Below are 25,674 nucleotides of genomic sequence, written 5' to 3'. Positions count from 1 at the left end.
AGTTAATTCGATTTCCAGTTATCTGTCCTGAAAGCAGATGCCGGAAGACCGGATTCATTAAATAAGTCCGGTAAGGCATCATTTGTGAAGCCGAATCTGACAGAAACCGGGTTTGGTACTTCCTTGGACCATACCTGCACTTTGTTTCCTTTAATTTCTGCTTTGGCAGGATAAAAAACTTTATCGTTCCCTGCTATCTCAAAACTACTTATTGTTCTTTCTCCGGCAGTTAATTTTTCAGCATAATCAAAACTCACCAGTATCCTGCTACCTCGAATCTGATGGCCTTTATATACAGGTCCGCTGTAGTCAATCTCTTTAACGCCATAGGTTTTAGCCAGGGCCCAAAGGGCTAACCTCTTACCTACGTCTTGTTTGTTGGTGGGATGGATGTTGTTTAAGTCTCCTATATCATTAGTAACCACCATTCCGGTATTACTTACTGTTTTTAGCGTGTTTAACTGAGCATCTCTGATAAATGCCGCCTCTCTATTTGTTTTAGAATCACCATACTTAAAAGGAGCTATCTGTACGAAGTAAAACGGGAAATCATTATGCCAAGCATTACGCCATGTTTTGATTAACAGTGGAAACGATTTGTAATATGAATTGGCAATTCCCCTGTTAGATTCTCCCTGATACCAAATAGTTCCGGCAATCGTAAAGTTTAAGAATGGATGAACCATACTATTATAGGTAGTCCCCGGATCTCTTGGCCACCAAACTTGATCTGTAATTTGTTCAGCAGACCGTTTTAAATCTGGATCCGATTCTATTATTTCTTTTTCTATCCATGGTTCAACCGGTGTGCCCCCCCAGCTCGAATTAATCAATCCCACCGGGACACCGAGTTTAGTGTATAGTTCACGGCCGAAAAAATAGGCCACAGAACTAAAATTTTTCATAGTTTCAGGCATACAAACCTCCCAATCGCCATTTGTATCGTCTTGTTTGTAAGCTGCCTTTTTCTTGTTTACCGTAAAAAACCTGATCTTCGGATAATGAGCCGCGTTAATTTCCTGTTCTGCATTCTCCAGGCCTTTCAATGGCGACCATTCCATATTAGACTGTCCGGAACAAAACCAAACCTCGCCTATTAAAACATCTTTCAGGATAACAGTTTCGTGACCTTTAACAGCAATTATGTATGGCCCTCCTGCCTTGGGTGTCGGAACTTTTAGTGACCATTTTCCTTGATATGCTTTGGTTGTATAAATGCTATCTGTCCAGGTAGTGGTAATCGTTATTGTTTCGGCCGATTGGGTAGTCCACCCCCAAATAGTAGCTTCGCTTTGCTGCTGAAGAACCATATGATCGGATAATATCGAAGGAAGCCATATTTTGGCATTAACCGATAAACACATCAGAAGAAATATAATAAAGATCAAATGCCTCTTTGAATCACTAAAACCTATATCCATATGCTTATAAAAACCTTTTAAATTTGCTGTGTTAAATTAATTATGTTTTACGCCTCAGTCCATTTATCCAAAAGAGCCTGAAGGTTAAGCGTATCTTTCATTTCGAGTTGCAGTTGTATCAAATCTTTCAGCAAAAATTCTATCCGGCCTTTTTCATCAGGGTCGTCTGCAATATTTAACAATTCCTGCGGATCACTCTTTAAATCATATAAGAGAATTTTACTGATTTTAGGATATACTATTAATTTATATCCATCCTTTCTAATCATTCTCTGGGACGACTTCTCATAACATCCATAAATGGCTTCGTAATTTCCTTTATCTTTTTCATTATTTATAAATGGAAGCAAACTACTGAACTCCACATACTCCGGCTTACGGACATCGGCAAGATCAAGAGTCGTCGCCATTAGATCTTGTAAATAAACATCATGCTCGATTTTTTTACCCTTAGGGATGTCCGGCCCTACAATAACTAAAGGCACTCTTACGCTATGATCGTACATGCTCTGTTTCCCCATCAGTCCATGTTCACCCACAGACAGACCGTGATCTGAAGTAAAAAAGATATATGTATTTTTATCGAGTCCCGTTGCTTTAAGCTTATCCAAAATTATTTTAAACTGATCGTCAAGATGGGTCGTAATAGCATAATACTCCTGGCGGTTGACTTTTACCGAGTACTCGGTCCGGGGGAAAGGAGCCAGTTTTTCATCTCTAAGGTTTTTTCCCGCCCCCATGGCTTCATCATAAGGGTACTCGGGTAAAAAACTTTCCGGTATTTTGAGGCTATCCAAAGAGTACATATCTACATATTCTTTGGGCGATTGCCTGGGGTCATGGGGAGCGTTAAAAGCTATATACATAAAAAAAGGGTTTCTTTTAACATTTGCACTGTCGAGAAAAGATAGCGCATCGTCTCTTACCAATTCACTCCAATGTTTCCCTCCTTTCCAATAGCCGCCATATTCTTTCTTCCAGGGTTGCCAGGCGGTATCATTTTCATTCTGAGGTCGGTTATAGCCTTCAGGCGTATCGAAAGGCATCCCCCTTAACACATGCCCTACATGATTAAAAACGGCCTCAGGTTTAGCCTGAACATGCCATTTCCCGGTCATATAGGTTTCATAGCCGGCTTTTTCCATTAATCTGGGCCAGGTTTTATCCAATTCCTTATTTTGACTGTAAGACTTTGAAATTTCCTGCGCATTCCAAACAGTCCGGCCACTAATAATCATGGCTCTTGATGCTACACAAATGGCTCCGTTCCATCCTCCCATATTATAGGCATTCGTAAATGTAATTCCTCTTTCTACTAAAGCATCCATGGTTGGGGTAATTACTTCCGGATTACCCAGGGCGTGCACATCCTTATAGCTCTGATCGTCAGTAAAAAGGAAAATAATATTAGGTCTGGCATGTGCTTCTACAAACTTTTCCCTTTTACAAGAAAGGCTTAAAAACAACATGCTTGCTAATCCTATTTTCCTTCTTAATCTCATATTAAAAATTAATATTTCACTATTGATATGCCCTGGCTACTTGTTTTGCGCTTCCTAGGCCTTCTATTCCCAACTCTACAACATCTCCGGGTTTCAGATAGCGTTGCGGATCTAATCCGAGTCCAACGCCAAAAGGTGTTCCTGTTGAAATAACATCCCCCGGTAACAAGGTCATAAACTCGCTGATATAACTTACCAGTTTCGGGATATCAAAAACAAAATCTGAGGTATTGCTGTTCTGCATCATTTCCCCATTAAGTTTTAACCACAAGTTCAAGTTATGTGGATTTTCGATTTCCTCTTTGGTTGCTAAAAAAGGGCCTAACGGAGCAAACGTATCATTACTTTTTCCTTTAACCCACTGTCCTTCTCTTTCCAGTTGATAGGCTCTTTCACTATAATCGTTATGCAATGCGTACCCGGCTACATAATCCATAGCTTCTTCTTCTGTAACATAAGATGCTTTTTTGCCGATAATTACAGCCAACTCTACCTCCCAATCTGTTTTCTCACTCCCACGTGGAATGATCAAATCGTCATTCGGGCCCACAATTGCCGTTGTTGCTTTAAAAAACAATACCGGTTCTTTAGGAATAGCCATTCCACTTTCTTCTGCATGTTTGGCATAATTTAAACCAACACAAACAATTTTCGACGGACGGCTAATTGGAGCTCCCAAACGTGCTCCTTCATCTACAACCGGACAATCGCCCTGGTGTATCTCCAGCCATTTATTTAAACGCTCTAAACCGTCTGTTTCAAAAAACTGTTCCGTATAATCTGAACCGAAACCCGATACGTCTAATCTTTTTCCTTCTACAATTACGCCTGGCTTTTCTCTTCCAGGCTCTCCAAATCTTATTAATTTCATTATTAGCTATATTTACTCATTAAATATTTCAATTTGTTTCCATGCCTTTCCATTCATAGGTGCATCATTCTCTTGTTGTGTTCCCGGAGTCGTTCTTCCGTTTTTAACGGCTGCAGCCATTAAACTTTCTAATTCATTAACAACTTCAGGGTATTTCTCTATTACGTTGTTTTTTTCAGAAGGGTCGCTAATGATATCGTATAACTGATAATCGGGAAGGCCTTCTACATCCCCGGTATTCGGTTTTGGGTAGCTCCACCCACCGGATCCGGAACAAAAAATCAACTTCCACCTTCCTTTTCTTATTGCAAAACTCCCATTAATGGAATGATGAACAGTAAAGTCTCTCTTATATTCTGTAGTATTCGGGTCTTTAAACAAAGGGTACATGGAAAAACTATCTTCTCCCCCGTTATTCGTTAAATTAATGTTGATAATATCGCTACAGGTTGCAAAGAAATCGGTCGTACATATCGTTGCATCAGAAACGGTTCCTGGCTTAATTACTCCAGGCCACTTTACAATGAACGGAACCCGGTGCCCTCCCTCATAGATATCTGCCTTATGCCCTCTGTAAACATAGCCCGGATTATGACCATACTTCGCTAACAGCTCAAAATCAGCCTGTGGCGAGCATCCGTTGTCACTCGTAAACACGACAAGGGTATTTTCTTCAATTCCCGCCTCTCTGATCGCCTTTGCAAGTTGCCCCATATAATCATCTATCATCATCATAAAATCTGCATACGGATTCATCCCGCTTTTACCCTGCCACTCTTTGGTTGGCAAAACCGGTGTGTGTGGCGATGGTAAAGGCAGATACAAGAAAAAAGGCTGTTCTTTTTTAGCTTGCTGCCGGATATACTTAAAGGTCTTTCTGAAAAAATTAGGTGTAACATCATCGTGGTGAAAATCGGCTCCGGTAGGCCCTTTTCTCCACCAACCATATTTGCTTGTATCTACTGTAACTCTATCCGGTTGCGCTGTTACCTGTTCGTTTTCCACATAAACATAAGGTGCCATGTCTAAAGAGCCTGAATGTCCATATGCATAATCAAACCCTAAATCGTTCGGGGAATTAGAAACCGAAGCCGTAAAATCAATATTGTCATAATCGGTATCATTCCAGCCGGGACCAAGACCTTTTAATGAATCCTTTCTGGCCCAGTTCCATCCTAAATGCCATTTGCCAATATAGGCTGTCGTATATCCCTTTTTTTTGAGCAACGAAGCTACCGTTGCCCTGTTATTGGGTATTAAAGCTTCAGAAGTCCCCGTTAACACTCCGCTTTTAAGCGGACTTCTCCAATTGTATCTGCCGGTAAGAATCCCGTATCGTGTAGGAGTACAAACGGCAGAAGATGTATGTGCATCTGTAAACATCATCCCCTCTGATGCCAGTTGATCAAGATGTGGAGTTAATATCTTACCATTGGGGTTGAATGCCTGTAAGTCTCCATACCCCAGGTCATCTGCCAATACATAAATGATATTCGGCAACTCCTCTGCTTTTTCGGTGCCTGTATTTTCTTTTGTTTCCGATTTACACGAAACCAGCCACAAAACGAAAACGGCTACCAGAGTTATGACCAAATATACAGCTGCTCTTTTCATACGCTATTCTTACTTCAATATTGCTATTTCGGCAATACTCAAACCACTATGTCCCCCGGCAATTCTTGTCGACGATATTTTTACAAACCTTCCTTTAGCTGATGTATTGAATGTATGTTTTCTCGTCACCGGATCGTTGATCAGATTACCAAACTCGAAGTCTGATACTTTTTTCCAGGTATTACCATCTGCACTAACCAGAAATGCACCTTTTTCCATCATTCCCTCAGCGTTTTCCTTTTGTGGCGTGTATGCAAATCCGTTAAACTCTTCTGTTTTACCCAGATCGATTATAATATAGTGTGACTCCCCTGATTTCCCAGACTGCCAGTAAGTATCAGGATCGGCATCAATTGCCATTTCAGCAAGGTGTTCTCCGTGACGGCTATCTGTTTTGATTACTTTCCATGCATTTTTCCTGATACCGAACGTCTCTATAGCAACACTCCCCTTGTTAGCCTTAATGAATGCCACAGCCTTGATATCACCGTGATCAAATTCAAAGGGCCTGGTATATAATTCAGATTCTTTAGAAGGAACTGTTCCGTCGGTTGTATACCTGATTTCCATATTTGCCTTCATGACATCCTGCGAATTGGCACCATGGGGCTTCCATCCGAACTCATCCTTTTCAGGAATAATTGTTACGCTTCCGTTTCGATCTCTGGTAATATCCAGCTGAGGAGGACGAGATTCATAATAATAAGCCCCAATAAATGAAATTGCAGGCCGGTATCTTGATTGCAATACCTTAAAGCGGAATTTCCGGGCTGTTACCTCCGGGAATCTTAATATTCTTTTATACCCCACATTAGTGGCTCTCTTAATTTCCTTCCACACTCCATCGATAAAAGCTTCTAAAACATGTTCTTCTATACGTTCACCATGCGTATCTATTTTTTCCTGAATAACAAACCTGTTGATGGTGATTGGCGCCTCTGAGGTAAACTCAATACTGTTGTTTGTATCCAATAACACATAATCCCTTTTATCTTCATCTGTTAAATCTTTTATTTCGCTAGCGTCCGATAACAGGTTACTGGTGTAAGTTTCTTTAATCCGGGCTCCGGTTTCTTCTAAAACTTCCACATCTCTCGCCGAGAACCTACCTTCGCGGTTTGGCGGGATATTCAACAGGAAAACAGAATTCCCCCCCACAGAGCGTTCATAAATATCGAATACATCATCTACACTTCTAACTTCCTGATCGGTATCATCTCTGTAAAACCAACCTTCGCGAATTGATGTATTGGTTTCTGCCGGTTGATAATGTAAAAACTTCCCTTCGTATAATTTTTCTCTGCTTCCTATATCTTTAACTGTTAAATCACCAAACCTGTTCATCGCATTCGGATCTTCCTGATAGGGAATAACATTCCACTCTGTATCTCGTGTAGCACCTGCTTCATTACCACACCAGCGAATATCCTGCTTACCAAAAACCACTGCTTCAGGAGCGAGTTTCTGAATTAATTCCTTCCATGCCATATAATTGTACTGTTGCCCTCCTTTACGCTTTGGATGGGCACCGTCGAACCATACTTCATGAACGGGACCGTATTCGGTAAGCAGCTCAAAAAGCTGATTTAAAAAATACTCATTGTAATCATCCACCTCAAACTCAAATGTAGTTTTGTTTTCAAACGGACGACCATCAACAGTTCTTGGAATTGTCCTTTCAGTAGCTTTACTCAAATTCCCATATAGCCCCTCCGGGCTTTCAATCTGATACAAGTCGGCAGGAGACAAGTAAATTCCTAATTTCAAACCATACTTTTCACATGATTCAGACAATTCTTTTAAAATATCTCCTTTACCCTCCTGAAATCCTGTAGACATAATTCCATGATCGGTATACCTGCTTTGCCATAAACAAAAACCATCATGATGTTTAACCGTCAGGATGACTTTTGTCATCCCCGCAGATTTCATAGCCTTACACCACTGGTCTGTATCCAGTTCTTTTAAATCGAAAATCTTCGGATCTTCCATTCCGTCTCCCCATTCCTTACGCGTAAACGTATTTGGACCAAAATGAATAAATGCAATAAATTCATCTTCCAGCGCCTTCATCTGATTGGCAGTCGGGACAACATGGGCTGCTTTTAGGACAATGGAATCTTTGGTGTCATCTGCATCTACAACGATGGTATTGTTTACAGGCATTTTAACTCCTTCATCCTTACCTGAGCAGGAGACCAGTATTATTAAAAGCAATGGGATAAAGCATCCAAACAGTGTCGTTTTATTTATCATTTTTCCGGTGTTTTTATTTCGCTATTTTAAAGGTCCATGCCATATGAGACGGCAATTCCGAATATTTTATTCCGCCGGTATCTACCTTTAATTTTCCGTTCTGGTAAGTCCACGGCAAATCGCGGTCCAAACCGATTAGCCGGATCTTTGCTCCGTTTCCGGGGTCAGGAATATTTAAAAGCAACTCATCATCCGGCCATTCAAAACTTATTGCATAAATATTGCTGTTGTTTTGCGTATAACATAAATAAGTTTTCTTAGAAGCATATACTCCTGCCAATCCATGTTTGTTCTTATCTTTATCTGTAAACAGGGCTGAAGCCGGCACGACTTCTTTCTCCTTTCCTTTTGTACTCCAGAATAGAGATAAATGGGCATTTTGTTTCTTTTCACGATACTGGATCCTGATCGGATATAACATCCCTTTCTTCAGTTTTATACTTCCCTGGGTAGAAGCTCCCGTTTTAGCTCCCATCACCTCTGAATCGCTTCCTGCGGATGTGAAATTTTGATTAATTACCACTTTGCCATCTATCCAGACTGCTGCTTCATCATCTGCCTTTACCTCAAAATCGAACTTACCCGATTGCGGAGCCACAATAAAACCATTCCAATCAGCTGTAAAATAATCTTCTTTAATTCCTTTTACCGGAGAGTTTCTAACCCAATTAAAATTAATAACAGAATCTATACGTGTTATCTGAACATCTTTTTCTTGTTCCTGTACCTGATAAGGTTGTGCTCCATAAATAGCTTCCCCGTTTAATGCCAGCCATTTACCTAAATCGATAAGCCTTTCTTGCTGAATAAGCGGGATCTGTCCGTCTGCCTTTGGACCTACATTAATAATCATTCCTCCGCCATTAGCGACTGTCTGGGCAAATCTGTGAATCAATTCTGCAGATGTTCCATAAGCCTCGAGGTTCTCATTCCGGTTCAATCCGAACGAACGCCCTATCCCCCTGACTTCAGCCCAAGGCCTGTCGGTTACTTTAATACCGGCACTGTATTCAGGAGTTAAAAAACCAATATCCAATCCATGTCCCCATCGGTTATTTACGATTGCATCATCACCCACCAGATTGTAATACCAATCGATAAGCTCTGCGGCCTGCCATTGCTCGGCAGTATTAAACCACTCCCCATCCGAGAATATCAATGAAGGCTTATATGTTCCAATAACCTCTTTAAACTGGGGCACCATATATTCTTTCACATACCTTCCGATACTGTCATGCGGATCGGTATACCATCGGTGTAGTGGATGGTTCCATTCTGACAATGAATAATAAAGTCCCATTTTAAGACCTTCTTCCTTAACTGCCTCCGTTAATTCACCTACAATATCACGTTTTGGACCAACATCGACACTGTTCCAGTTTCGATTGTATTTGCTTGGCCACAGTGCATAGCCGTCATGGTGTTTTGAAACCAGTACTACATATTTAGCTCCCGATTTCTTAAAGAATTGTGCCCACTCCTGCGGATCCCATAGTTCTGCTTTAAAATGAGGTGCCAGATCTTTATAAGTAGCATCAGGGCCGAAATTCTTTTTCATATATTCTGTTCTCAGCGGACTTCCTGTTTGTAATCCTCTTAAAAACCACTCAGAATACGATTCTTTCCCGCCGTAGGCCGGTACGGAATATAACCCCCAATGGATAAAAATTCCAAGCTTGGCATCCTTGAACCATTGTGGATAAGGGCGCTCCTCGAGCTTCTTTATTAATGCATCCGAAGAGTTATTGTTTTGGGCTGTTATTCCGGTTAAAGTAAAGAGAACAACAGCTAAAAGACATGTGATTTTTTTTATCATTATCCGTTAAGTTTTATAAATCCGCCATCAATTGGAAAGTCTGTACCCGTAATAAAAGAAGCTTCATCCGAACACAAATAAAGTGCAAGGTTTGCTACCTCTTCAGGTTTCCCCATTCTGCCTATGGGTTGTGTTTTAGACAGCTTATCGAACATCTCTGCTTCTTTTCCGGGATAATTCTTATTGATAAAGCCATCAACAAACGGAGTATGCACCCGGGCCGGTGAAATACAATTGCATCGAATACCATCATCTAGATAATCTTTTGCTACAGAATACGTCATAGTTAAAACTGCTCCTTTAGACATGGAGTAAGCGAATCGGTCCGAAATTCCTACGGAAGAGGCTATTGAGGCCATATTCAGGATAATTCCTCCGTTACTTTTTAAATGTGGTACTACGGCATAAATACAATTGTATACTCCTTTTACATTCACACTGTATACCCTGTCCAAATCTTCCTCGGTAGTATTTTCAACATTCCCCACATGGGCAATACCCGCATTGTTCACCAAAATATCAATCTTATTGTCCAAAGCTATCGAATCGATAATTGATTTCACCTGATCGTGATCAGACACATCACACTGATGAAAAAACGCACTCCCGCCGTTAGCTTCAATTTCGGCAACCGCTTGTTTCCCATGCTCCTCATTAAATTCTAAAATATGGACTTTTGCTTTTGCCTCCGCAAATCTGGTGGTAATTGCTTTTCCTATTCCACTTGCTCCACCGGTGACAATGGCTACTTTATTTTCTAAACTAAACGACATATTACTTGAGTGTTATTTCTATTATAGTATCTGTTTCATTTATCTTTTCAGTCGGAACCGTAAGCTCTAACCGCTTATTTTTCAGTCGGTAACCAACTTTCGTCCGATCTTCAAACAATACAGCTCCTTTTATTTTTTCATTAAAACCGTCAATAACAATTTTGTTATCAACCGGATTTAAAACATGTATATACAACTTCTTCCCTTTCTGAGTTGATACCACCTTGTTCTCTATATATACAGACCCTTTCCGGGTACCATAAATCGTTTCTCCGTTTTTTTTCATCCATTCCCCCATGGCCAGCAAGCGTTGCTTATGCTCTTCCTGAATTTTACCATTTGGCATCGGACCTACATTCAGAAGAAAGTTTGCATCGTTGCCCGCTGCTTTTACGATGTACTGTATAAGTTCCTTAACCGACTTATGTTTACCATCCTGAAGGTTAAAGCCCCAGGAATGGTTTATAGTTTCACAAGTCTCCAAAGGAAGTGAACCGATTTTCGTTCCCCCGAAGCCTGTTGTATTCTTTCCGGGAAGGTCTTTTTCAAACATCTGAAAATCTTCTCCTTCAAAAGGCAAAACATGGTGATTATTTCCGACCAGTAAAGCCGAATTCACATCGTGTATCATCTTATAGGTATGAGACAGATCCCAGTTTACTTTTGTTTTTTTAGGGTTGTCCTTATCGCTCTTATCCTGTTGATCCCACCATCCGTCAAACCAAAACCCGGCTATGTTATAATTTTCTGCCAGTTCTTTAATCTGTGCATCCTGAAATTGAAGGTATTGTTCCCAAGCTCCTGATTCCGGTCTTCCGGTTTTATTACCTGTTCTTCCGCGAGGAAAATAATCCGGGTGGCGCCAGTCAAGCTGAGAATAATACGCAAAAAGCTTGATTCCCTGCTTTTCACATTCTTCTTCCAGCATCCTGAAAATATCTTTTCCGTAAGGGGTTGCTTTCACCACATTATAATCAGAGACCTTAGAATCGTACATGGCGAACCCATCGTGGTGTTTTGTTGTAATCGTTATGTATTTCATCCCTGCCTTTTTTGCCAGGTCGACAATTTTTTTGGCATCAAATTGTTCCGGATTGAAAAAACCGGGAAGTAATTCATAACGGTCGACAGGGATATTCTGATTGTTCATTACCCATTCACCATCTCCTAAAACACTATACACTCCCCAGTGAATAAACATCCCGAACCGAGCATCCTGAAACCATTCACGGGCTTCCAGGTTTTTTTTCGTCGGTATATATTTTTCTTGTGCAGATAGTACACTACCGAACATGAGTACTACTAATAACGCAGTGAATATTTTTTTCATGATATATAAGGTTTTTTAAAGGGATACTCCTCTTTTCCAGGGAATGAAATCATCCTGACCCAACCGGTCTGCGCATGTTTTCTTTTTTCCGCTGGCAATTTCAATAATTAAATCTATCAACTCGTCAGCCAATGCCTCCTGAGGCAGCCCCTCCGATATGAGCCTTCCCGCATCAAAATCTATAATATCTTTCATTTTAGCGGGGAGCATCGAATTCGACGCTATTTTTATTACCGGACAAATGGGATTGCCTGTCGGGGTACCCAAGCCGGTTGAGAACAAAATCATATTAGCGCCGGAGCCGGCCAATCCTGTTGTTGATTCAACATCATTTCCGGGTGTACATAATAAATTAAGTCCCGGTTTGGTTGCGTATTCAGCATAATCGAGTACATCTGCTATAGCACTTCTTCCGCCTTTCGTGGCTGCACCAGCCGATTTTATGGCGTCGGTAATTAAGCCATCCTTAATGTTCCCGGGGGAAGGGTTCATATCAAACCCGGATCCGACTTCATGTGCCTTTTTATTATAGCGCTCCATCAGGTCAATGAACTTACCGGCCACATCTTTGTTTGGGCTTCTGTCTATTAAATCCTGCTCAACACCACATAGTTCCGGGAACTCCGACAGAATGCTTCTCCCTCCAAGTGCATTGATTTTATCGGCAACGAGGCCTATGAGCGGATTTGCCGTTATTCCTGAAAACCCATCTGATCCCCCACATTCCAATCCTATACTCAATTTACTTAATGGAGCTGGTTTTCGGGATATTTCATTAGCTGCTTTCAAGGCCTTGTATGTCTGGTTTACAGCCGATACTAACATTTCATTCTCCGAACTATATTGCTGCTGCTCGAAATACAGTACCTCTTTATCTGTTTTAAAATGACGATCAAGGGCTTCCTGAATCAGGCTAATTTGGGCATGCTGACACCCCAGACTTAAAACTGTTGCCCCGGCAACATTTGGGTTTTTAATATAACCTGACAATAAATTCACAAGTGCCTGTGCGTCGTCTCTGGTGCCGCCGCAACCTCCTTCATGAGTTAAAAACTTAATCCCGTCTATATTTTCAAAAACTTTTTCAGACTTGCTTTCCACATCTTCAATGAACACTTCTTCGCTCTCACCGGAAACTAATTTCCGCAGCTGTAGCTTATACGGGTTCTCTTTTTTGTAACCCAGCTCTGCTTCAAAGGCTTCTCTCAGGACTTTCAGATTCCTGTTCTGACAAAACACCATTGGGACAAAAATCCAATAATTGCCCGTACCTACCTGTCCGTCGGTTCTGTGATAACCTAAAAATGTTTTTTCCTCCAGATTCTCAATTTTAACCAGAGGATTTTTATATGCTTTTTCCTTATATGCATACGAAGCCGCTACGTGTATAATATTTTCCGTACTTATTAATTCACCTTTCGCAATAGGCTTTACAACTTTACCCACCGGAACACCATACATGACAATGGTATCGTTCTTATCAAAATCCTGTAAGGCGAACTTATGCTTTACAGGGATGGTCTCTTTTATTGTAATTGACATGACAGCACGGTCTATCACCTCACCTGCATTCATATTCTCTAATGCAACAGCCACATTATCTTCTGCCGATATTTTCAAGTAATTTTTCAATGTAATTCTTCTTAAAATTCTGGAAACTCAAAATTAAGTTTAAGGTAAATATCTCGATTATACGAAATTTGCTTATACTTGTACAATATTTGCATAATCTCAGAATCATTCATTAAATGCATCTGATTTTTAGAATCAGAAACAATTTGCTTTATGAAACTGCATTATCTTCAAAAGAATCTTGATCGTGATATAAAAGTATCAAAAAATGAGGAAAAGGAATTTCTCAAGCTTTGGCATTATCATCCTGAAATAGAGATCGTTTACATTGTAAAAGGGAACGGTACCCTGTATGCAGGCGATTATATCGGAACATTCAAACAGGATGATATTTTTTATATCGGAAGTAATGTACCCCACATGTTTGATTCCAATAGCCAAAAAGAAGGTACTCCAAAGAGTTCTGTTGCTTATGTAGTTCATGCCAGGGAAACAATCCTGCCTGCGGATACTGCTTCTGAATCCCCTTTCTCTTATGTCAAGAAACTTCAGGACTTTGGGAAAAGAGGTATTCTTTTCAGAAGTAATAAAAACAAGGAAATAAGGCAAATATTAGACAAAATGGGGCATGATTCACTCCATGAGAACGGCATCGCTCTACTTAACGTGTTCTATCTGCTGAGCAATATAGAAAATAAGACTGTACTGAGCAGTGATCATTGGCTATCCGGTTACGAGGTTAAAGACCTGAGACTTAACAGGGTTATTCAGCATATCATGGAAAATTTTAAAAATCAACTGCCCCTGGATGAAGTAGCTTCGATGACCGGTATGAATAAAGCTGCTTTTTGCCGCTATTTTAAAAATAAAACAGGAAAGTCGTTCGTTACTTTCGTAAATGAACTAAGAGTTACATATGCCAGTAAGGTCCTGAATGAAGCTGAACCTGCTAAAACTATCTCTGAAGCATGCTACCAATCAGGTTTCAACAGCCTTTCTTATTTTAACCGGACATTCAAAAAAATAAAGGGCGTTTCTCCCAGCGGATACCGGAACAAAACCATCAGATATTAAGAGTTTTTTTTTCGTAAACCACCTCCGAGCCGTCTCTGAGAAATCTTTACGGATATGTTTCACAGGACAAGCTTAGAAGCTCCCCTCTCAATACCTTCCCGCCGGGGATCATTCCGGCCGGCACGGGCAACATAAATACAACTGAATTTCGATGCACAAGTGAATCGATATCGTAAACATCGAAAAAAATTGCATTTACCCAATAAAACGCAGTCCTGTTTAATACTTTTCGTACATTTATATTGATAAGCCATCGCGAAATGAGGGTTGAAAGCATTATAAGGAACAGGATATTCTGGGGGCTTGATTCTTTGAAAGGTAACCTGATAAAAAAGCATCTTAACGATATCAGGCTTATTTTAGAAGACATCAACTCAAACGGCTCTATGGTGCGCAGATCCCAGCTCCTAAAACAAGTGATGAAGCATGCCGCAACTACAACACCTTTTTATTTTCGCTATAAAAACCATTCCGGTCTGCGAGATTTTCCGGTAATCAAAAAAAGCGAGGTCATTAACTTATTTGATGATTTCAAATCACGTTTATTTTTAAATTCCAGGAATTACAAAGTGTCTACAAGTGGTTCTACCGGAATACCTTTTACCATTTATCATAACAAGGAAAAAAAATACAGAAATACTGCCGAAACCATTTACTTTCTGGAAAAGAACGGTTATAAAGTGGGAGAACGCCTGTATTATTTACGTATGTGGAGTGGAGAAACCAAAAGCTTTTTTAAAACCCTGACACAAAATATTGTCAAAATTGACGTCTATAAGCTTACGGATGAAAACATTGCTTCTATTCTCAATACCATCAAAAAAGATCCTTCTTTTAAAAGCTTTATAGGTATTGCTTCGTCTTTTGAAACGATCTGTCATTATCTTAAAGACGCCAATGCACCGAAAATGAATATAAATGCCAATTTCTTTATAGGTAATTCAGACGGTTTAAGTCCCTTCACTAAAAAATCAATTAAAAAATATTTCAATGCCCCGATAGTTTCCAGATACTCTAATGAGGAACAAGGAATTATAGCCCAACAGGAAATTAACAGTGACGATATTTTTAAGATCAATTGGGCTTCATATTTTGTCGAAATCCTGAATTTTCACGATGATGCTCCGGCAAAAGAAGGAGAAACCGGAAGAATTGTTGTAACTGATCTGTTTAATTACGCCATGCCACTGATCAGATATGACACCGGAGATCTAGGCTGTTATAAAATATTAAATGGTGAGATGGTACTGACAAAAGTGGAAGGAAGAAAAATGGATGCTGTTTATACAACTTCGGGTGAGTTATTGTCTCCATATGCGATCTATCCCAGAATGCAGGATTATTTTGATTATTTTAACCAATATCAGTTTATACAAACAGGAGTGAAAGAATACCTCATTAAACTGAACTACAAAAAAGACTTTCTAAAAGAAACAGAATTTAAAGAGCATTTTAAAGACCTGTTGGGGAGTGATGCAAAAATAACTGTCGAATACGTTAATGAAATCCCCGTACTGTTATCCGGAAAAAGAAAAAGGGTTATGAATCTATACCATCCGAAAACTTCTGGCTAACGGCCTGGAAAGCATCATGTTTTTTGCTCTTTTTTCTTTGCCGCGGGGAATAGGATATTATTCAGAATAAGCCTGTACCCTGGTGAATTCGGATGTAACTCCAACTCTGTCTTGGGATCGCCCACCCGATGCCGGTAATCTTCCGGGTCGTGCCCCCCATAAAAGGTAAAGAACCCCTTTCCTTTTATTCCATGTATGTACCTCGCTTCTCCATTGATTTTGTTCGCTCCCATAATTAAAACCGTAGGTTTGATCTCATCGCGTTTAAAAGCAGTTGTCTGCCCCATAAACCCTTTAACCAGAGAAGTGTGATTCTGGCAAAGCATGGTAGGTATGGGATCCCATTTGGCCGAAAAATCCATTAATGTAAAATAATCACTTTCAAAAGAAACATGTCTTTTGGAAGTCATATCAATAGATGAAAACTCATATACCAACGGATTTCTCTCCAATGTATAGTTTGTAAATGCGAACGTTTTATCATAGTTTATCTTACTCTGATAATTCGGATCTGATGGATCTCCGTCAAACATGGTTTCACATATATCTACTCCTTCGGCAGACAAGGCGATATCAAAACTATCGGTAGCAGAGCACATGGCAAACATAAAGCCCCCTCCAACCACATAATCCCTTATGGCGATAGCTACAGCTAATTTTTCTTCTGCAACTTTAGTATACCCCAACTTGTCAGCCAGGGCTTCCGCTTCTTTTTTTTGCTCAATATACCACGGTGTAGCCCTGAAAGCCCCATAAAACTTACCATACTGTCCGGTAAAATCTTCATGATGCAAATGTAGCCAATCGTACAACAAGAGCTTATTTCCCAAAACTTCCTCATCGTAAACCACATCATACGGAATCTCTGCATAGGTAAGCACCATGGTTACTGCATCATCCCAAGGCTGATTTCCTTTTGGGGAATAAACCGCTACTTTAGGTGCCTTCTCCAGAACAATGGATTCCTGATTAACGGCGGGACTAGAAACTTCATTCAATAGCAGTTCTGCCTTATTGTTTGATAATAATTCATAAGAAACACCCCGTATTTTGCATTCTTTCTGCAATTCTTCAAAGTCGGGAATTAAAAATGCTCCTCCCCTGTAATTCAAGAGCCACTTCACCTTAACTTCTTTGGCAAGCACCCAATATGTTATACCATAAGCCTTTAGATGATTCTGCTGATGGTCGGCATCCATCGGGATCAGAATATAAGAGGCAAATGATTTAAAAGAGAAAAAAAATAAAAAAAGAAGAAAAAGGCACTGCTTCTTGTTAAGAAAAGAAGTCAGTACATTGCTATTTTTAGAACGGAACGTCATCATCGTTAGGATTAAACCCTTCATTCATACTACTTCCAAAGGCTTCATCAGCGCTTGGTAAATGTTGTGTAGCAAATGGATTCTCTTCATCTTCGTTCATTTTAGAAGGAATCTCGAAAGGCGTATCAAAGTCATCTAAGTTATCAAATTTACCTAGTTCTCCAATAAATTTTAACCTAATGTTGTCTAATCCACCATTACGGTGTTTTGCCACAATAAATTCTGCCTGTCCCTGAGTAGGGCTTCGGTCTTCGTCATCCCACTCTTCAATTTTATAATATTCGGGACGATATATAAAGGAAACGATATCCGCATCCTGCTCAATCGCACCAGATTCACGAAGATCCGACAGCAAAGGCCTTTTACTCCCTCCCCTTGTTTCTACGGCCCTCGATAGCTGTGATAATGCAATAACCGGCACATCCAGTTCTTTTGCCAAAGCTTTGAGGTTACGCGATATCATTGATATTTCTTGTTCACGGTTACCGTTTTTTGAGGTTCCTCCCGCAGTCATCAATTGCAAATAGTCAATAATAATAAGCCTTATTCCAAACTGAGAGGCAAGACGTCTTGCTTTTGCCCGCAAATCAAAAATGGATAACGATGGTGTATCATCAATATAAAGCGGGGCTTTTTCAAGGTTTTTAACCTTTACATTCAGTTGTTTCCACTCATGATCAGCTAATTTTCCTGTTCTCAGCTTTTCGGAAGAAAGTCCCGTTTCCGATGAGATCAATCTGGTAATAAGCTGCACAGACGACATCTCCAAAGAGAAAAACGCTACCGGTATATTGGAGTTTACAGCCATGTTCCTCGCCATAGACAGGTTGAAGGCCGTTTTACCCATACCCGGACGAGCTGCTACTATGATCAGATCACTGGGTTGCCATCCCGATGTTAGTTTATCCAGCTTGTCAAAACCTGTCGGAATACCACTCAGCCCTTCCTTATTAGAGATCTCCTCAATTTTCTTTTTAGCTTGCATTACGAGGCTTTGGGCACTTTCAGACGATTTCTTAATATTTCCCTGGGTAACTTCGTATAGTTTAGCTTCAGCGCTATCCAGCAGGTCAAAAACATCTGTCGTTTCATCATATGATTCTTCGATGATTTCGCTTGATATTTTTATTAATGAACGCTGAATAAATTTCTGTAAAATAATTCTGGCATGAAACTCTATATGTGCAGAAGAAGAGACTTTTTTAGTGAGTTGAATCAGGTAAAAATCGCCGCCGGCTACATCCAGCTTTCCATTTTTCTTTAATTGGGCAGAAACTGTTAATAAGTCTATGGGTTCGGAAGATTCAAACAACTGAACCACAGCTTCGAATATATGACGATGCGATTCCTTGTAAAATGCATCTGATGATAAAATATCAATAACCTCATCGACCCCTTTCTTGTCGATCATCATAGCCCCTAACACAGCCTCCTCTAAATCAATGGCTTGAGGCGGAATTTTCCCTTTTTCAAGATGGATAATATTCGTCTTGTCTAATTTAACTCCAGTGATGGGGTTTACTTTTTCCATAGTTGCGAATGTAGAGAAATGATCTATTACAATTTTAATTTTAAACGACTAACAATTAACACACTAACTGTTGACTACTTGTTAATAACTCCTGTTCTTTGTTAATAAAGTTAAAAAAAACCGAAGCAACTTACTTCGGTTTTCTGATATTATTATGTATAAACCCGTTTAGCCCTTAAAGACTCCCATACCGGCATATTTATCCATACGATTATTTACCAGTTCTTCTGGTGATAACTTTTTAAGTTCATCGTAAACTTTCAAAATTGTTTTCTCTATGGTTTTATAGGTTGCTTCTCTATTTGAATGTGCCCCCCCAAGCGGTTCTTTTATAATTTCATCAACCAACTTAAGCTTCTTCATATCAGGAGCTGTCAGCTTTAAAGCCTCTGCCGCCTGCTCTTTATATTCCCAGCTTCTCCAAAGTATAGATGAGCACGATTCAGGAGAAATAACGGAATACCAGGTATTTTCAAGCATCATTACCTTATCTCCTACACCTATCCCTAATGCCCCGCCTGAAGCACCTTCTCCAATTATGACAACAATTACAGGAACTTTTAAACGGGTCATTTCAAGAATGTTTCTTGCAATGGCCTCACCCTGACCGCGTTCTTCGGCTTCTATCCCCGGATATGCGCCCGGCGTATCAATTAATGAAATAACCGGGATTCCAAATTTTTCAGCCATTTTCATTAAGCGTAATGCCTTTCGATATCCTTCCGGATTCGCCATTCCAAAATTCCGGTACTGACGTGTTTTGGTATTGTACCCTTTTTGCGTACCTATGACCATAAAGGACTGGTCGCCGATTTTTCCCATACCACCAATCATAGCCTTGTCATCCTTAACAGTTCTGTCACCATGCAGTTCTAGAAATGTTTCTCCGAAAAGGGCTTTGATGTAATCTAAGGTGTAAGGTCTCGAAGGATGTCTTGAAAGCTGAACCCGTTGCCAGGCAGTTAAATTTTTATATATTTCCTTCTTGGTATCGTTAAGTTTCTTTTCTATCTGTTTACAGGTATCTGTAACATCTATATCACTCTCTGAGCCTATCACTCTGCATTTATCTAACTGCTCTTCAAGCTCTTTAATAGGTAATTCGAAATCTAAATATTCCATTATTAAATATAAATATTGGTTTTAGTCAGCCCACAAATATAAAACTTTAATGCGATTGCCTAAAACAATGTACTTTTTCTTTTCCTTTTATTTTTTAAAATCCCGTTAGCTATGACTGTCATTAAAATTACGGCTGCCCCTATATAAAATTGGGGACTCATTCTTTCGTTCTCCCCAAAGACCAGATAGGCTAAAATGATTCCGTAAACCGGCTCCATATTAATCGTCAACATCACTGTATACGGGCTGATAAACTTCATAATTTTAACAGAGGCTATTAAAGCATAAGCTGTACAAACTGATGCCAAAACCCCCAAATACACCCAATCGGATACCGATACATCAAAAAAACCGGAAGAAAAGCTGTCTGTAACCCACAAATAAAGTGTCAGGAAAACAACCCCGCTCGTGAGTTCGTAAAATGAAATAACGGAGGGTTTGTACACCTGGATAAACTTCCCGTTGACCAGCGTAAAGACAGCAGATAGCAAAGCAGATGTTAAAGCCAGTATGATGCCCTGAACATATGCTGTTTCAACTTCAAATATTATATAAAGACCAGATATCACAATTAAACCAAAGAATATCTCATACCAGATTACTTTCCGCTTGTACCACAGAGGTTCTAAAATTGCTGTAAAAAATGAGCCGGTAGACAACATCGCTAATGTAACCGACACATTAGAAACCTTGATCGCCTTAAAAAAAGTAACCCAGTGTAATGCTATGACTGTACCTGCCATTATAAACCCAAACAAGGTTTTTCCGGAAATTCGCCAGTTTATCTTTTTAAACCATATATAGATTCCGATAAAACCTGCGGCCAGCAACATACGGTACCAAACCAACGGAGCAGCATCAAGTGATATCAACGCACCAATAACAGCTGTAAACCCCCAAATAAAAACGATCAAATGGAGATGCAGGTAATTCTTTAAGTTATCGTTTAGCATTTTTAAGAAGATATACAGCCAAAAGCCCGAACATTATATTAGGTATCGATACAGCCAATAACGGCGGAAACCCCGATTGTTCAGCCATGGTACCGAATATTTTATCAAAAAAGATATAGATAAACGCTAACGAAATCCCCAATGCCAGATTGATCCCCATTCCGCCTCTCCGCTTCTTCGAAGATACAGCAACTGCAATAATCGTAAGGATAAAGGCCGATACCGGCAGCCCCCAACGTTTATATTTCACCACCAGATACCTGTTAATATTGGGAGAGCCCTTTTTACGTTCCTTCTCTATGAATTTATTTAACTCAAAAAGGTTTTTCGTTTCCGCTATATACGATACGGGTGTCAGGTCATCGAGATTAAAAGAAAATAAAGTATCTATTTTACGCTCTTCAACAAAACGATCCTCCTCTCCCATTTCACCTATGGTTCTTTTAACATAACTCCGTAATCTGTATACGGAGTCTTTCGGCATCCATTTAATACTGGAGGCCGAGATCTTATACTTTAATTCATTCCCTTCAAAATGCTCTAACGTAAAATCCCTGCCTATTTTATTTAAAGGCTCAAAATGGCTCAGATATATAAAATCGTTATCACTTACCTGATTGTATAAATTTGTGGTTTTTCGGACGTTCTTGTTCTTTTTAAGATATTCATACCTAAAGTCATTGTATCCTTTACTGGCACTAGGCACAATAAACATCCCCATAATAAATGTTATCACAGCAATAATAGAAGCTCCCATCAGGTACGGGCGCAAAAACCTCGTAAAAGAAATCCCGGAACTTAAAATAGCCACGATCTCCGTATTGTTCGCCAGTTTGGATGTAAACCAGATAATGGATAAAAAAAGAAATATCGGGAAAAGCAGACTGGCAAAATAAAAAGTAAAGTCTATATAGTAATTAACGATTTCATCAAAAGGCACCTCTTTGGCGATCATTTTATCCACCTTTTCAGAAACATCGACCATGATACCGATAGGTACAAAAAGAAGCAGCATCACAAAAAATGTTACTAAATACCTTTTTAATATGTACCAGTCTATAATTTTCATACTACAGTCTTTTGTCCATTTGCTTTACCATTATATTTTTCCACTCATAAAAATCTCCTGCCAATATATGTTTCCTTGCTTCCCTTACCAGCCACAGATAAAAACCTAAATTATGGATGGTTGCTATTTGTTTTCCTAAATACTCGTTGGCCGCAAACAAATGCCGAAGGTAAGCCTTACTGTAATAGGTGTCTACATAAGTTATTCCCATTTCATCGATCGGGGAAAAATCATCTTCCCATTTTTTATTTTTGATATTAATGGTTCCGTGAGCTGTAAACAACATCCCGTTTCGGGCATTACGGGTAGGCATTACACAATCAAACATATCGACCCCGAGTGCTATATTCTCTAATATATTGATAGGGGTTCCGACGCCCATTAAATATCTCGGTTTATCTTCCGGCAATACGCCACATACAATATCGGTCATCTCGTACATATCCTCAGCAGGTTCGCCGACGGACAGGCCTCCGATTGCATTTCCTTCTGCTCCTATATTTGCAATATATTCTGCAGATTGCAATCGCAAGTCCTTAAAGGTGGAACCTTGTACAATCGGAAACAAACTTTGCCCATAACCATATTTGGGAAGTGTATTATTAAAATGACTTACACATCTGTCTAACCATCTGTGCGTTCTGTGCATCGAATTCTTCGCGTAACTGTAATCACAAGGATAAGGAGTACACTCATCAAAAGCCATTATGATATCGGCTCCTATAGTACGCTGTATATCCATTACGTTTTCCGGGGTAAAAACATGGTACGAACCGTCGATATGACTTTTAAACCTGACTCCCTCTTCCTTTATTTTTCTTCTTCCGGAAAGTGAATAGACCTGAAACCCCCCACTATCGGTCAGGATGTTCCGGTCCCAGTTCATAAATTTGTGCAGTCCGCCGGCCTTTTCCAGAATCTCCGTTTTGGGCCTCAGGTATAAATGATAGGTGTTGCCTAAAATAATATCCGGATCAATATCTTCCTTTAACTCACGCTGGTGAACCCCTTTTACGGATGCTACGGTTCCCACAGGCATAAAAATCGGGGTCTCTATGGTACCGTGATCGGTAGTGATGACCCCAGCCCTGGCCTTACTTCCCTGGTCTTTTCCTTTTAAATCAAATTTCATAAACAATCCTTCAATGCCGGCAAAGATAAACAACTGACAGTTATATAAACCGCTATTAATTTGTAAAATATTTCACAAACAAATATTAAAGTTAAAAAATGATAAGGCTTTAGCTTTGTTCACCTTTAATAAAAACTTACTTTTGCCCCGAAAAAATTTTTGAATAAAAATGCCTGATACACAACAACTAAACGATCTAGTGATCCAGGTTCGCAGAGACATTTTGCGCATGGTCCACAAAGTAAATTCGGGTCACCCAGGTGGCTCTTTAGGATGTACTGAGTTTTTTGTAGCCCTGTACAACGAAATCATGGAGTTAAACGACGAATTTGATATGGATGGTATCGGAGAAGATCTCTTCTTCCTGTCTAACGGACATATCTCTCCTGTTTACTATAGCGTTTTAGCCAGAAAAGGTTATTTCCCTATTGATGAGCTGAACACTTTCCGTTTGATTGATTCTCGTTTACAAGGACACCCTACAACACACGAAGGCCTCCCTGGGATCAGAATCGCCAGTGGTTCCCTCGGACAGGGTATGTCTGTTGCTTTGGGGGCGGCAGAAGCTAAAAAATTAAACAACGATAACCATATCGTATATAGCCTGCACGGCGACGGCGAGCTTCAGGAAGGCCAGAACTGGGAAGCTATCATGTATGCCTCTGCAAAGAAAGTTGACAATATAATAGCTACGGTCGATCTTAACGGAAAGCAGATCGATGGTGCTACTGACGATGTACTCCCGATGGGAAGCGTGAAGGCCAAGTTTGAAGCTTTCGGATGGGACGTACTGGAGATCAAAGAAGGGAACAATCTCGAAGCAGTCATCACAGGATTAAAAGAAGCCAAAACACGTACCGGAAAAGGAAAACCGGTTTGTATTTTACTACATACGGAAATGGGGAACGGAGTAGATTTTATGATGCACACACACGCGTGGCACGGAAAAGCTCCTAACGACGAACAATTAGCCATCGCATTGGGGCAAAACCCTGAAACCTTGGGTGATTACTAATTACTAACCCTCTTATTTTTTAACAATGACACAAGCAACAATGAAAAAATATATAGACACAGGGAAGAAAGATACCCGTAGTGGCTTTGGTGCCGGTTTAGCAGAATTAGGAAGAACCAACCCAAATGTGGTCGCCCTATGTGCAGACCTGATAGGCTCTTTAAAAATGGATGAATTCATTAAAGAAAATCCGGAGCGTTTTTTTCAGGTTGGTATCGCAGAAGCCAATATGATGGGGGTTGCAGCCGGTTTGACCATTGGAGGAAAAATCCCTTTTACCGGAACCTTTGCAAACTTTTCCACAGGAAGGGTATACGACCAGATCCGTCAGTCTATCGCCTATTCAGGTAAAAATGTAAAAATATGTGCTTCCCACGCCGGGATCACTTTAGGTGAAGACGGTGCTACACACCAGATCCTGGAAGACATCGGACTAATGAAAATGCTTCCGGGCATGACAGTGATCAATCCATGTGATTACAACCAGACAAAAGCAGCCACTATTGCGATTGCAGAACACAATGGCCCTGTGTATTTACGTTTCGGACGTCCGGCCGTAGCCAACTTTACTCCGGAAGATCAAAAGTTTGAGATAGGTAAAGCATTGCAGTTAACTGAAGGTACCGATGTAACCATTATTGCTACCGGTCATCTAGTATGGGAAGCTCTATCGGCTGCTGAAGCGTTGGAAGCCAAAGGAATTTCAGCAGAGGTTATCAACATACATACAATCAAACCTTTAGACGATGAAGCCATTCTAGCCTCTGTAGCGAAAACAGGCTGTGTAGTTACTTGTGAAGAACACAATTTCCTCGGCGGATTAGGAGAAAGCGTTTCCAGAGTATTGGTTCAAAACAACCCTGTACCTCAGGAGTTTGTAGCTACGAACGATACTTTTGGAGAAAGTGGTACTCCGGCTCAGCTTATGGAAAAATACGGACTTAACAATAAAGCTATTGAAGAGGCCGTTATAAAAGTGATGAAAAGAAAATAAATAATTGGTAGGGTTTTTGTAACCCTGCCTGTTATAAATTCAAACTCAAAGAAATCATTATGAAAAAAACACTTTTATTGTTTTTCGTACTAGCAAGTACATCAATTATGGCCCAAACTAATTCAGGATGGGGTATCAAGGCAGGACTTAATTACAACTCAAATGGTAAGTATTTTGATGATGCCGGAGAAATTATAAAAAACCCAGATGGTAACGTAGGGTATCATTTTGGTTTTTTCGGCAAAGGGAACCTTACCGAAACCCTTTACATCAAACCTGAATTGGTTTACACCAAGGTAAAAAGTGATTACGACGGCGATAAGTTTGACATGAGCAAACTAGACTTGCCGGTTCTTCTCGGATATAAGGTTTTCGGACCTATTGAAGTATTTGCAGGACCTGCATTCCAGTATGTTCTCGAGACAGAATTTGACGGCATCTCCATGAATGATATCGAAAGTGATTTTACTGTCGGAATGAATATCGGTATTGGTGTAAGCCTGGGTAATATAGGTATTGACCTGAGATACGACAGAGGTTTTTCTGATAATGAAGCCACCTATATCAACAACAATATTGTTGATGGTTTTCAACACCATGTTGAAACCAGACCAGAACAGCTGGTATTAGGGGTTTCTTTAAGACTCTAACACCTCTCTTTATAACAAAAACAAAAACGCCTTTCTGCTGACAGAAAGGCGTTTTTTTATACTTACAGGCTAGGTTCCCGGAT

Annotated in this window: 20 protein-coding genes; 5 read left to right on the top strand and 15 right to left on the bottom strand. The window is 40.0% G+C overall.

Translation table 11 applies throughout. The features are described 5' to 3' along the window. Window positions 1–2: 2 nt before the first annotated feature. From MQE36_RS10165 to MQE36_RS10125, 9 genes are all read right to left on the bottom strand, one after another. Window positions 3–1,364, bottom strand: a complete 1,362-nt coding sequence (locus MQE36_RS10165; RefSeq protein ID WP_242935868.1) for a sialate O-acetylesterase — start codon at window positions 1,362–1,364, stop codon at window positions 3–5. A gap of 104 nt (window positions 1,365–1,468) precedes the next feature. Then, complete coding sequence (locus MQE36_RS10160) at window positions 1,469–2,923, bottom strand: sulfatase family protein (protein ID WP_242935867.1); 1,455 nt, start codon at window positions 2,921–2,923, stop codon at window positions 1,469–1,471. A gap of 19 nt (window positions 2,924–2,942) precedes the next feature. Further along, entirely contained in the window at window positions 2,943–3,794 is an 852-nt protein-coding gene (locus MQE36_RS10155) for a fumarylacetoacetate hydrolase family protein (protein ID WP_242935866.1), read from the bottom strand. Window positions 3,795–3,806: 12 nt separating this feature from the next. Beyond that, window positions 3,807–5,408, bottom strand: a complete 1,602-nt coding sequence (locus tag MQE36_RS10150) for a sulfatase family protein (protein ID WP_242935865.1) — start codon at window positions 5,406–5,408, stop codon at window positions 3,807–3,809. Window positions 5,409–5,417: 9 nt separating this feature from the next. After that, a complete protein-coding gene (locus MQE36_RS10145) occupies window positions 5,418–7,664 on the bottom strand; it encodes an alpha-L-fucosidase (protein ID WP_242935864.1) in 2,247 nt (748 codons plus the stop codon). A 13-nt stretch (window positions 7,665–7,677) separates the two neighbouring features. Beyond that, entirely contained in the window at window positions 7,678–9,480 is a 1,803-nt protein-coding gene (locus tag MQE36_RS10140; protein ID WP_242935863.1) for an alpha-L-fucosidase, read from the bottom strand. Further along, a complete protein-coding gene (locus MQE36_RS10135; protein WP_242935862.1) occupies window positions 9,480–10,253 on the bottom strand; it encodes an SDR family NAD(P)-dependent oxidoreductase in 774 nt (257 codons plus the stop codon). Before MQE36_RS10135 ends, MQE36_RS10140 begins: the two co-directional genes overlap by 1 nt. A 1-nt stretch (window position 10,254) precedes the next feature. Next, on the bottom strand, window positions 10,255–11,583 hold the full coding sequence (locus MQE36_RS10130) for an alpha-L-fucosidase (protein ID WP_242935861.1): 1,329 nt from the start codon (window positions 11,581–11,583) through the stop codon (window positions 10,255–10,257). A gap of 15 nt (window positions 11,584–11,598) precedes the next feature. Continuing rightward, window positions 11,599–13,215 carry a UxaA family hydrolase gene (locus MQE36_RS10125; RefSeq protein WP_242935860.1) on the bottom strand — a complete coding sequence of 539 codons (1,617 nt, stop codon included), beginning with the start codon at window positions 13,213–13,215 and terminating at the stop codon, window positions 11,599–11,601. Window positions 13,216–13,368: 153 nt separating this feature from the next. On the opposite strand from MQE36_RS10125, the gene MQE36_RS10120 reads away from it, so the two are divergent. Continuing rightward, window positions 13,369–14,229: an AraC family transcriptional regulator gene (locus MQE36_RS10120; RefSeq protein WP_242935859.1), complete on the top strand. Its 861-nt coding sequence runs from the start codon at window positions 13,369–13,371 to the stop codon at window positions 14,227–14,229. Window positions 14,230–14,489: 260 nt separating this feature from the next. Further along, entirely contained in the window at window positions 14,490–15,803 is a 1,314-nt protein-coding gene (locus tag MQE36_RS10115; protein ID WP_242935858.1) for a phenylacetate--CoA ligase family protein, read from the top strand. Window positions 15,804–15,817: 14 nt separating this feature from the next. Here MQE36_RS10115 and MQE36_RS10110 read toward each other — a convergent pair whose 3' ends face one another. The 6 genes from MQE36_RS10110 to tgt form a co-directional block, all read right to left on the bottom strand. Further along, window positions 15,818–17,125 carry an asparagine synthetase B gene (locus MQE36_RS10110; RefSeq protein ID WP_242938837.1) on the bottom strand — a complete coding sequence of 436 codons (1,308 nt, stop codon included), beginning with the start codon at window positions 17,123–17,125 and terminating at the stop codon, window positions 15,818–15,820. Next, window positions 17,109–18,656 (bottom strand): replicative DNA helicase, encoded by a 1,548-nt coding sequence (gene dnaB / locus MQE36_RS10105; protein ID WP_242935857.1) that lies wholly within the window; start codon window positions 18,654–18,656, stop codon window positions 17,109–17,111. Before dnaB ends, MQE36_RS10110 begins: the two co-directional genes overlap by 17 nt. 168 nt (window positions 18,657–18,824) lie before the next feature. Beyond that, complete coding sequence (locus MQE36_RS10100; RefSeq protein ID WP_242935856.1) at window positions 18,825–19,778, bottom strand: acetyl-CoA carboxylase carboxyltransferase subunit alpha; 954 nt, start codon at window positions 19,776–19,778, stop codon at window positions 18,825–18,827. Between the two features lie 59 nt (window positions 19,779–19,837). Next, window positions 19,838–20,731 (bottom strand): DMT family transporter, encoded by an 894-nt coding sequence (locus MQE36_RS10095; RefSeq protein WP_242935855.1) that lies wholly within the window; start codon window positions 20,729–20,731, stop codon window positions 19,838–19,840. Beyond that, entirely contained in the window at window positions 20,718–21,800 is a 1,083-nt protein-coding gene (locus MQE36_RS10090; RefSeq protein ID WP_242935854.1) for an LptF/LptG family permease, read from the bottom strand. Before MQE36_RS10090 ends, MQE36_RS10095 begins: the two co-directional genes overlap by 14 nt. Before the next feature lies 1 nt (window position 21,801). Then, a complete protein-coding gene (gene tgt, locus MQE36_RS10085; RefSeq protein ID WP_242935853.1) occupies window positions 21,802–22,932 on the bottom strand; it encodes a tRNA guanosine(34) transglycosylase Tgt in 1,131 nt (376 codons plus the stop codon). Between the two features lie 169 nt (window positions 22,933–23,101). On the opposite strand from tgt, the gene MQE36_RS10080 reads away from it, so the two are divergent. From MQE36_RS10080 to MQE36_RS10070, 3 genes are read left to right on the top strand one after another with little or no spacing between them, the layout of a single operon-like run. Then, on the top strand, window positions 23,102–23,947 hold the full coding sequence (locus MQE36_RS10080) for a transketolase (protein WP_242935852.1): 846 nt from the start codon (window positions 23,102–23,104) through the stop codon (window positions 23,945–23,947). Between the two features lie 40 nt (window positions 23,948–23,987). Then, window positions 23,988–24,941, top strand: a complete 954-nt coding sequence (locus MQE36_RS10075; protein ID WP_242935851.1) for a transketolase family protein — start codon at window positions 23,988–23,990, stop codon at window positions 24,939–24,941. 59 nt (window positions 24,942–25,000) lie between these two features. Next, the gene (locus MQE36_RS10070; protein ID WP_242935850.1) at window positions 25,001–25,591 is read left to right on the top strand and encodes a porin family protein; all 591 of its coding nucleotides are present in this window, start codon (window positions 25,001–25,003) and stop codon (window positions 25,589–25,591) included. Window positions 25,592–25,674: the final 83 nt, after the last annotated feature.

It is taken from the genome of Zhouia spongiae (genome assembly GCF_022760175.1).
GTDB lineage: Bacteria > Bacteroidota > Bacteroidia > Flavobacteriales > Flavobacteriaceae > Zhouia > Zhouia spongiae.
This window is presented reverse-complemented; position numbering and strand designations above follow the sequence as displayed.

Excerpts from the sequence above, each read along its gene's own strand:
- MQE36_RS10165 (WP_242935868.1), bottom strand. The coding sequence starts at position 1,364 with ATGTGTTTATCGGTTAATGCCAAAATATGGCTTCCTTCGATATTATCC.
- MQE36_RS10160 (WP_242935867.1), bottom strand. The coding sequence starts at position 2,923 with ATGAGATTAAGAAGGAAAATAGGATTAGCAAGCATGTTGTTTTTAAGC.
- MQE36_RS10155 (WP_242935866.1), bottom strand. The coding sequence starts at position 3,794 with ATGAAATTAATAAGATTTGGAGAGCCTGGAAGAGAAAAGCCAGGCGTA.
- MQE36_RS10150 (WP_242935865.1), bottom strand. The coding sequence starts at position 5,408 with ATGAAAAGAGCAGCTGTATATTTGGTCATAACTCTGGTAGCCGTTTTC.
- MQE36_RS10145 (WP_242935864.1), bottom strand. The coding sequence starts at position 7,664 with ATGATAAATAAAACGACACTGTTTGGATGCTTTATCCCATTGCTTTTA.
- MQE36_RS10140 (WP_242935863.1), bottom strand. The coding sequence starts at position 9,480 with ATGATAAAAAAAATCACATGTCTTTTAGCTGTTGTTCTCTTTACTTTA.
- MQE36_RS10135 (WP_242935862.1), bottom strand. The coding sequence starts at position 10,253 with ATGTCGTTTAGTTTAGAAAATAAAGTAGCCATTGTCACCGGTGGAGCA.
- MQE36_RS10130 (WP_242935861.1), bottom strand. The coding sequence starts at position 11,583 with ATGAAAAAAATATTCACTGCGTTATTAGTAGTACTCATGTTCGGTAGT.
- MQE36_RS10120 (WP_242935859.1), top strand. The coding sequence starts at position 13,369 with ATGAAACTGCATTATCTTCAAAAGAATCTTGATCGTGATATAAAAGTA.
- MQE36_RS10115 (WP_242935858.1), top strand. The coding sequence starts at position 14,490 with ATGAGGGTTGAAAGCATTATAAGGAACAGGATATTCTGGGGGCTTGAT.
- MQE36_RS10110 (WP_242938837.1), bottom strand. The coding sequence starts at position 17,125 with ATGACGTTCCGTTCTAAAAATAGCAATGTACTGACTTCTTTTCTTAAC.
- dnaB (WP_242935857.1), bottom strand. The coding sequence starts at position 18,656 with ATGGAAAAAGTAAACCCCATCACTGGAGTTAAATTAGACAAGACGAAT.
- MQE36_RS10100 (WP_242935856.1), bottom strand. The coding sequence starts at position 19,778 with ATGGAATATTTAGATTTCGAATTACCTATTAAAGAGCTTGAAGAGCAG.
- MQE36_RS10095 (WP_242935855.1), bottom strand. The coding sequence starts at position 20,731 with ATGCTAAACGATAACTTAAAGAATTACCTGCATCTCCATTTGATCGTT.
- MQE36_RS10090 (WP_242935854.1), bottom strand. The coding sequence starts at position 21,800 with ATGAAAATTATAGACTGGTACATATTAAAAAGGTATTTAGTAACATTT.
- tgt (WP_242935853.1), bottom strand. The coding sequence starts at position 22,932 with ATGAAATTTGATTTAAAAGGAAAAGACCAGGGAAGTAAGGCCAGGGCT.
- MQE36_RS10080 (WP_242935852.1), top strand. The coding sequence starts at position 23,102 with ATGCCTGATACACAACAACTAAACGATCTAGTGATCCAGGTTCGCAGA.
- MQE36_RS10075 (WP_242935851.1), top strand. The coding sequence starts at position 23,988 with ATGAAAAAATATATAGACACAGGGAAGAAAGATACCCGTAGTGGCTTT.
- MQE36_RS10070 (WP_242935850.1), top strand. The coding sequence starts at position 25,001 with ATGAAAAAAACACTTTTATTGTTTTTCGTACTAGCAAGTACATCAATT.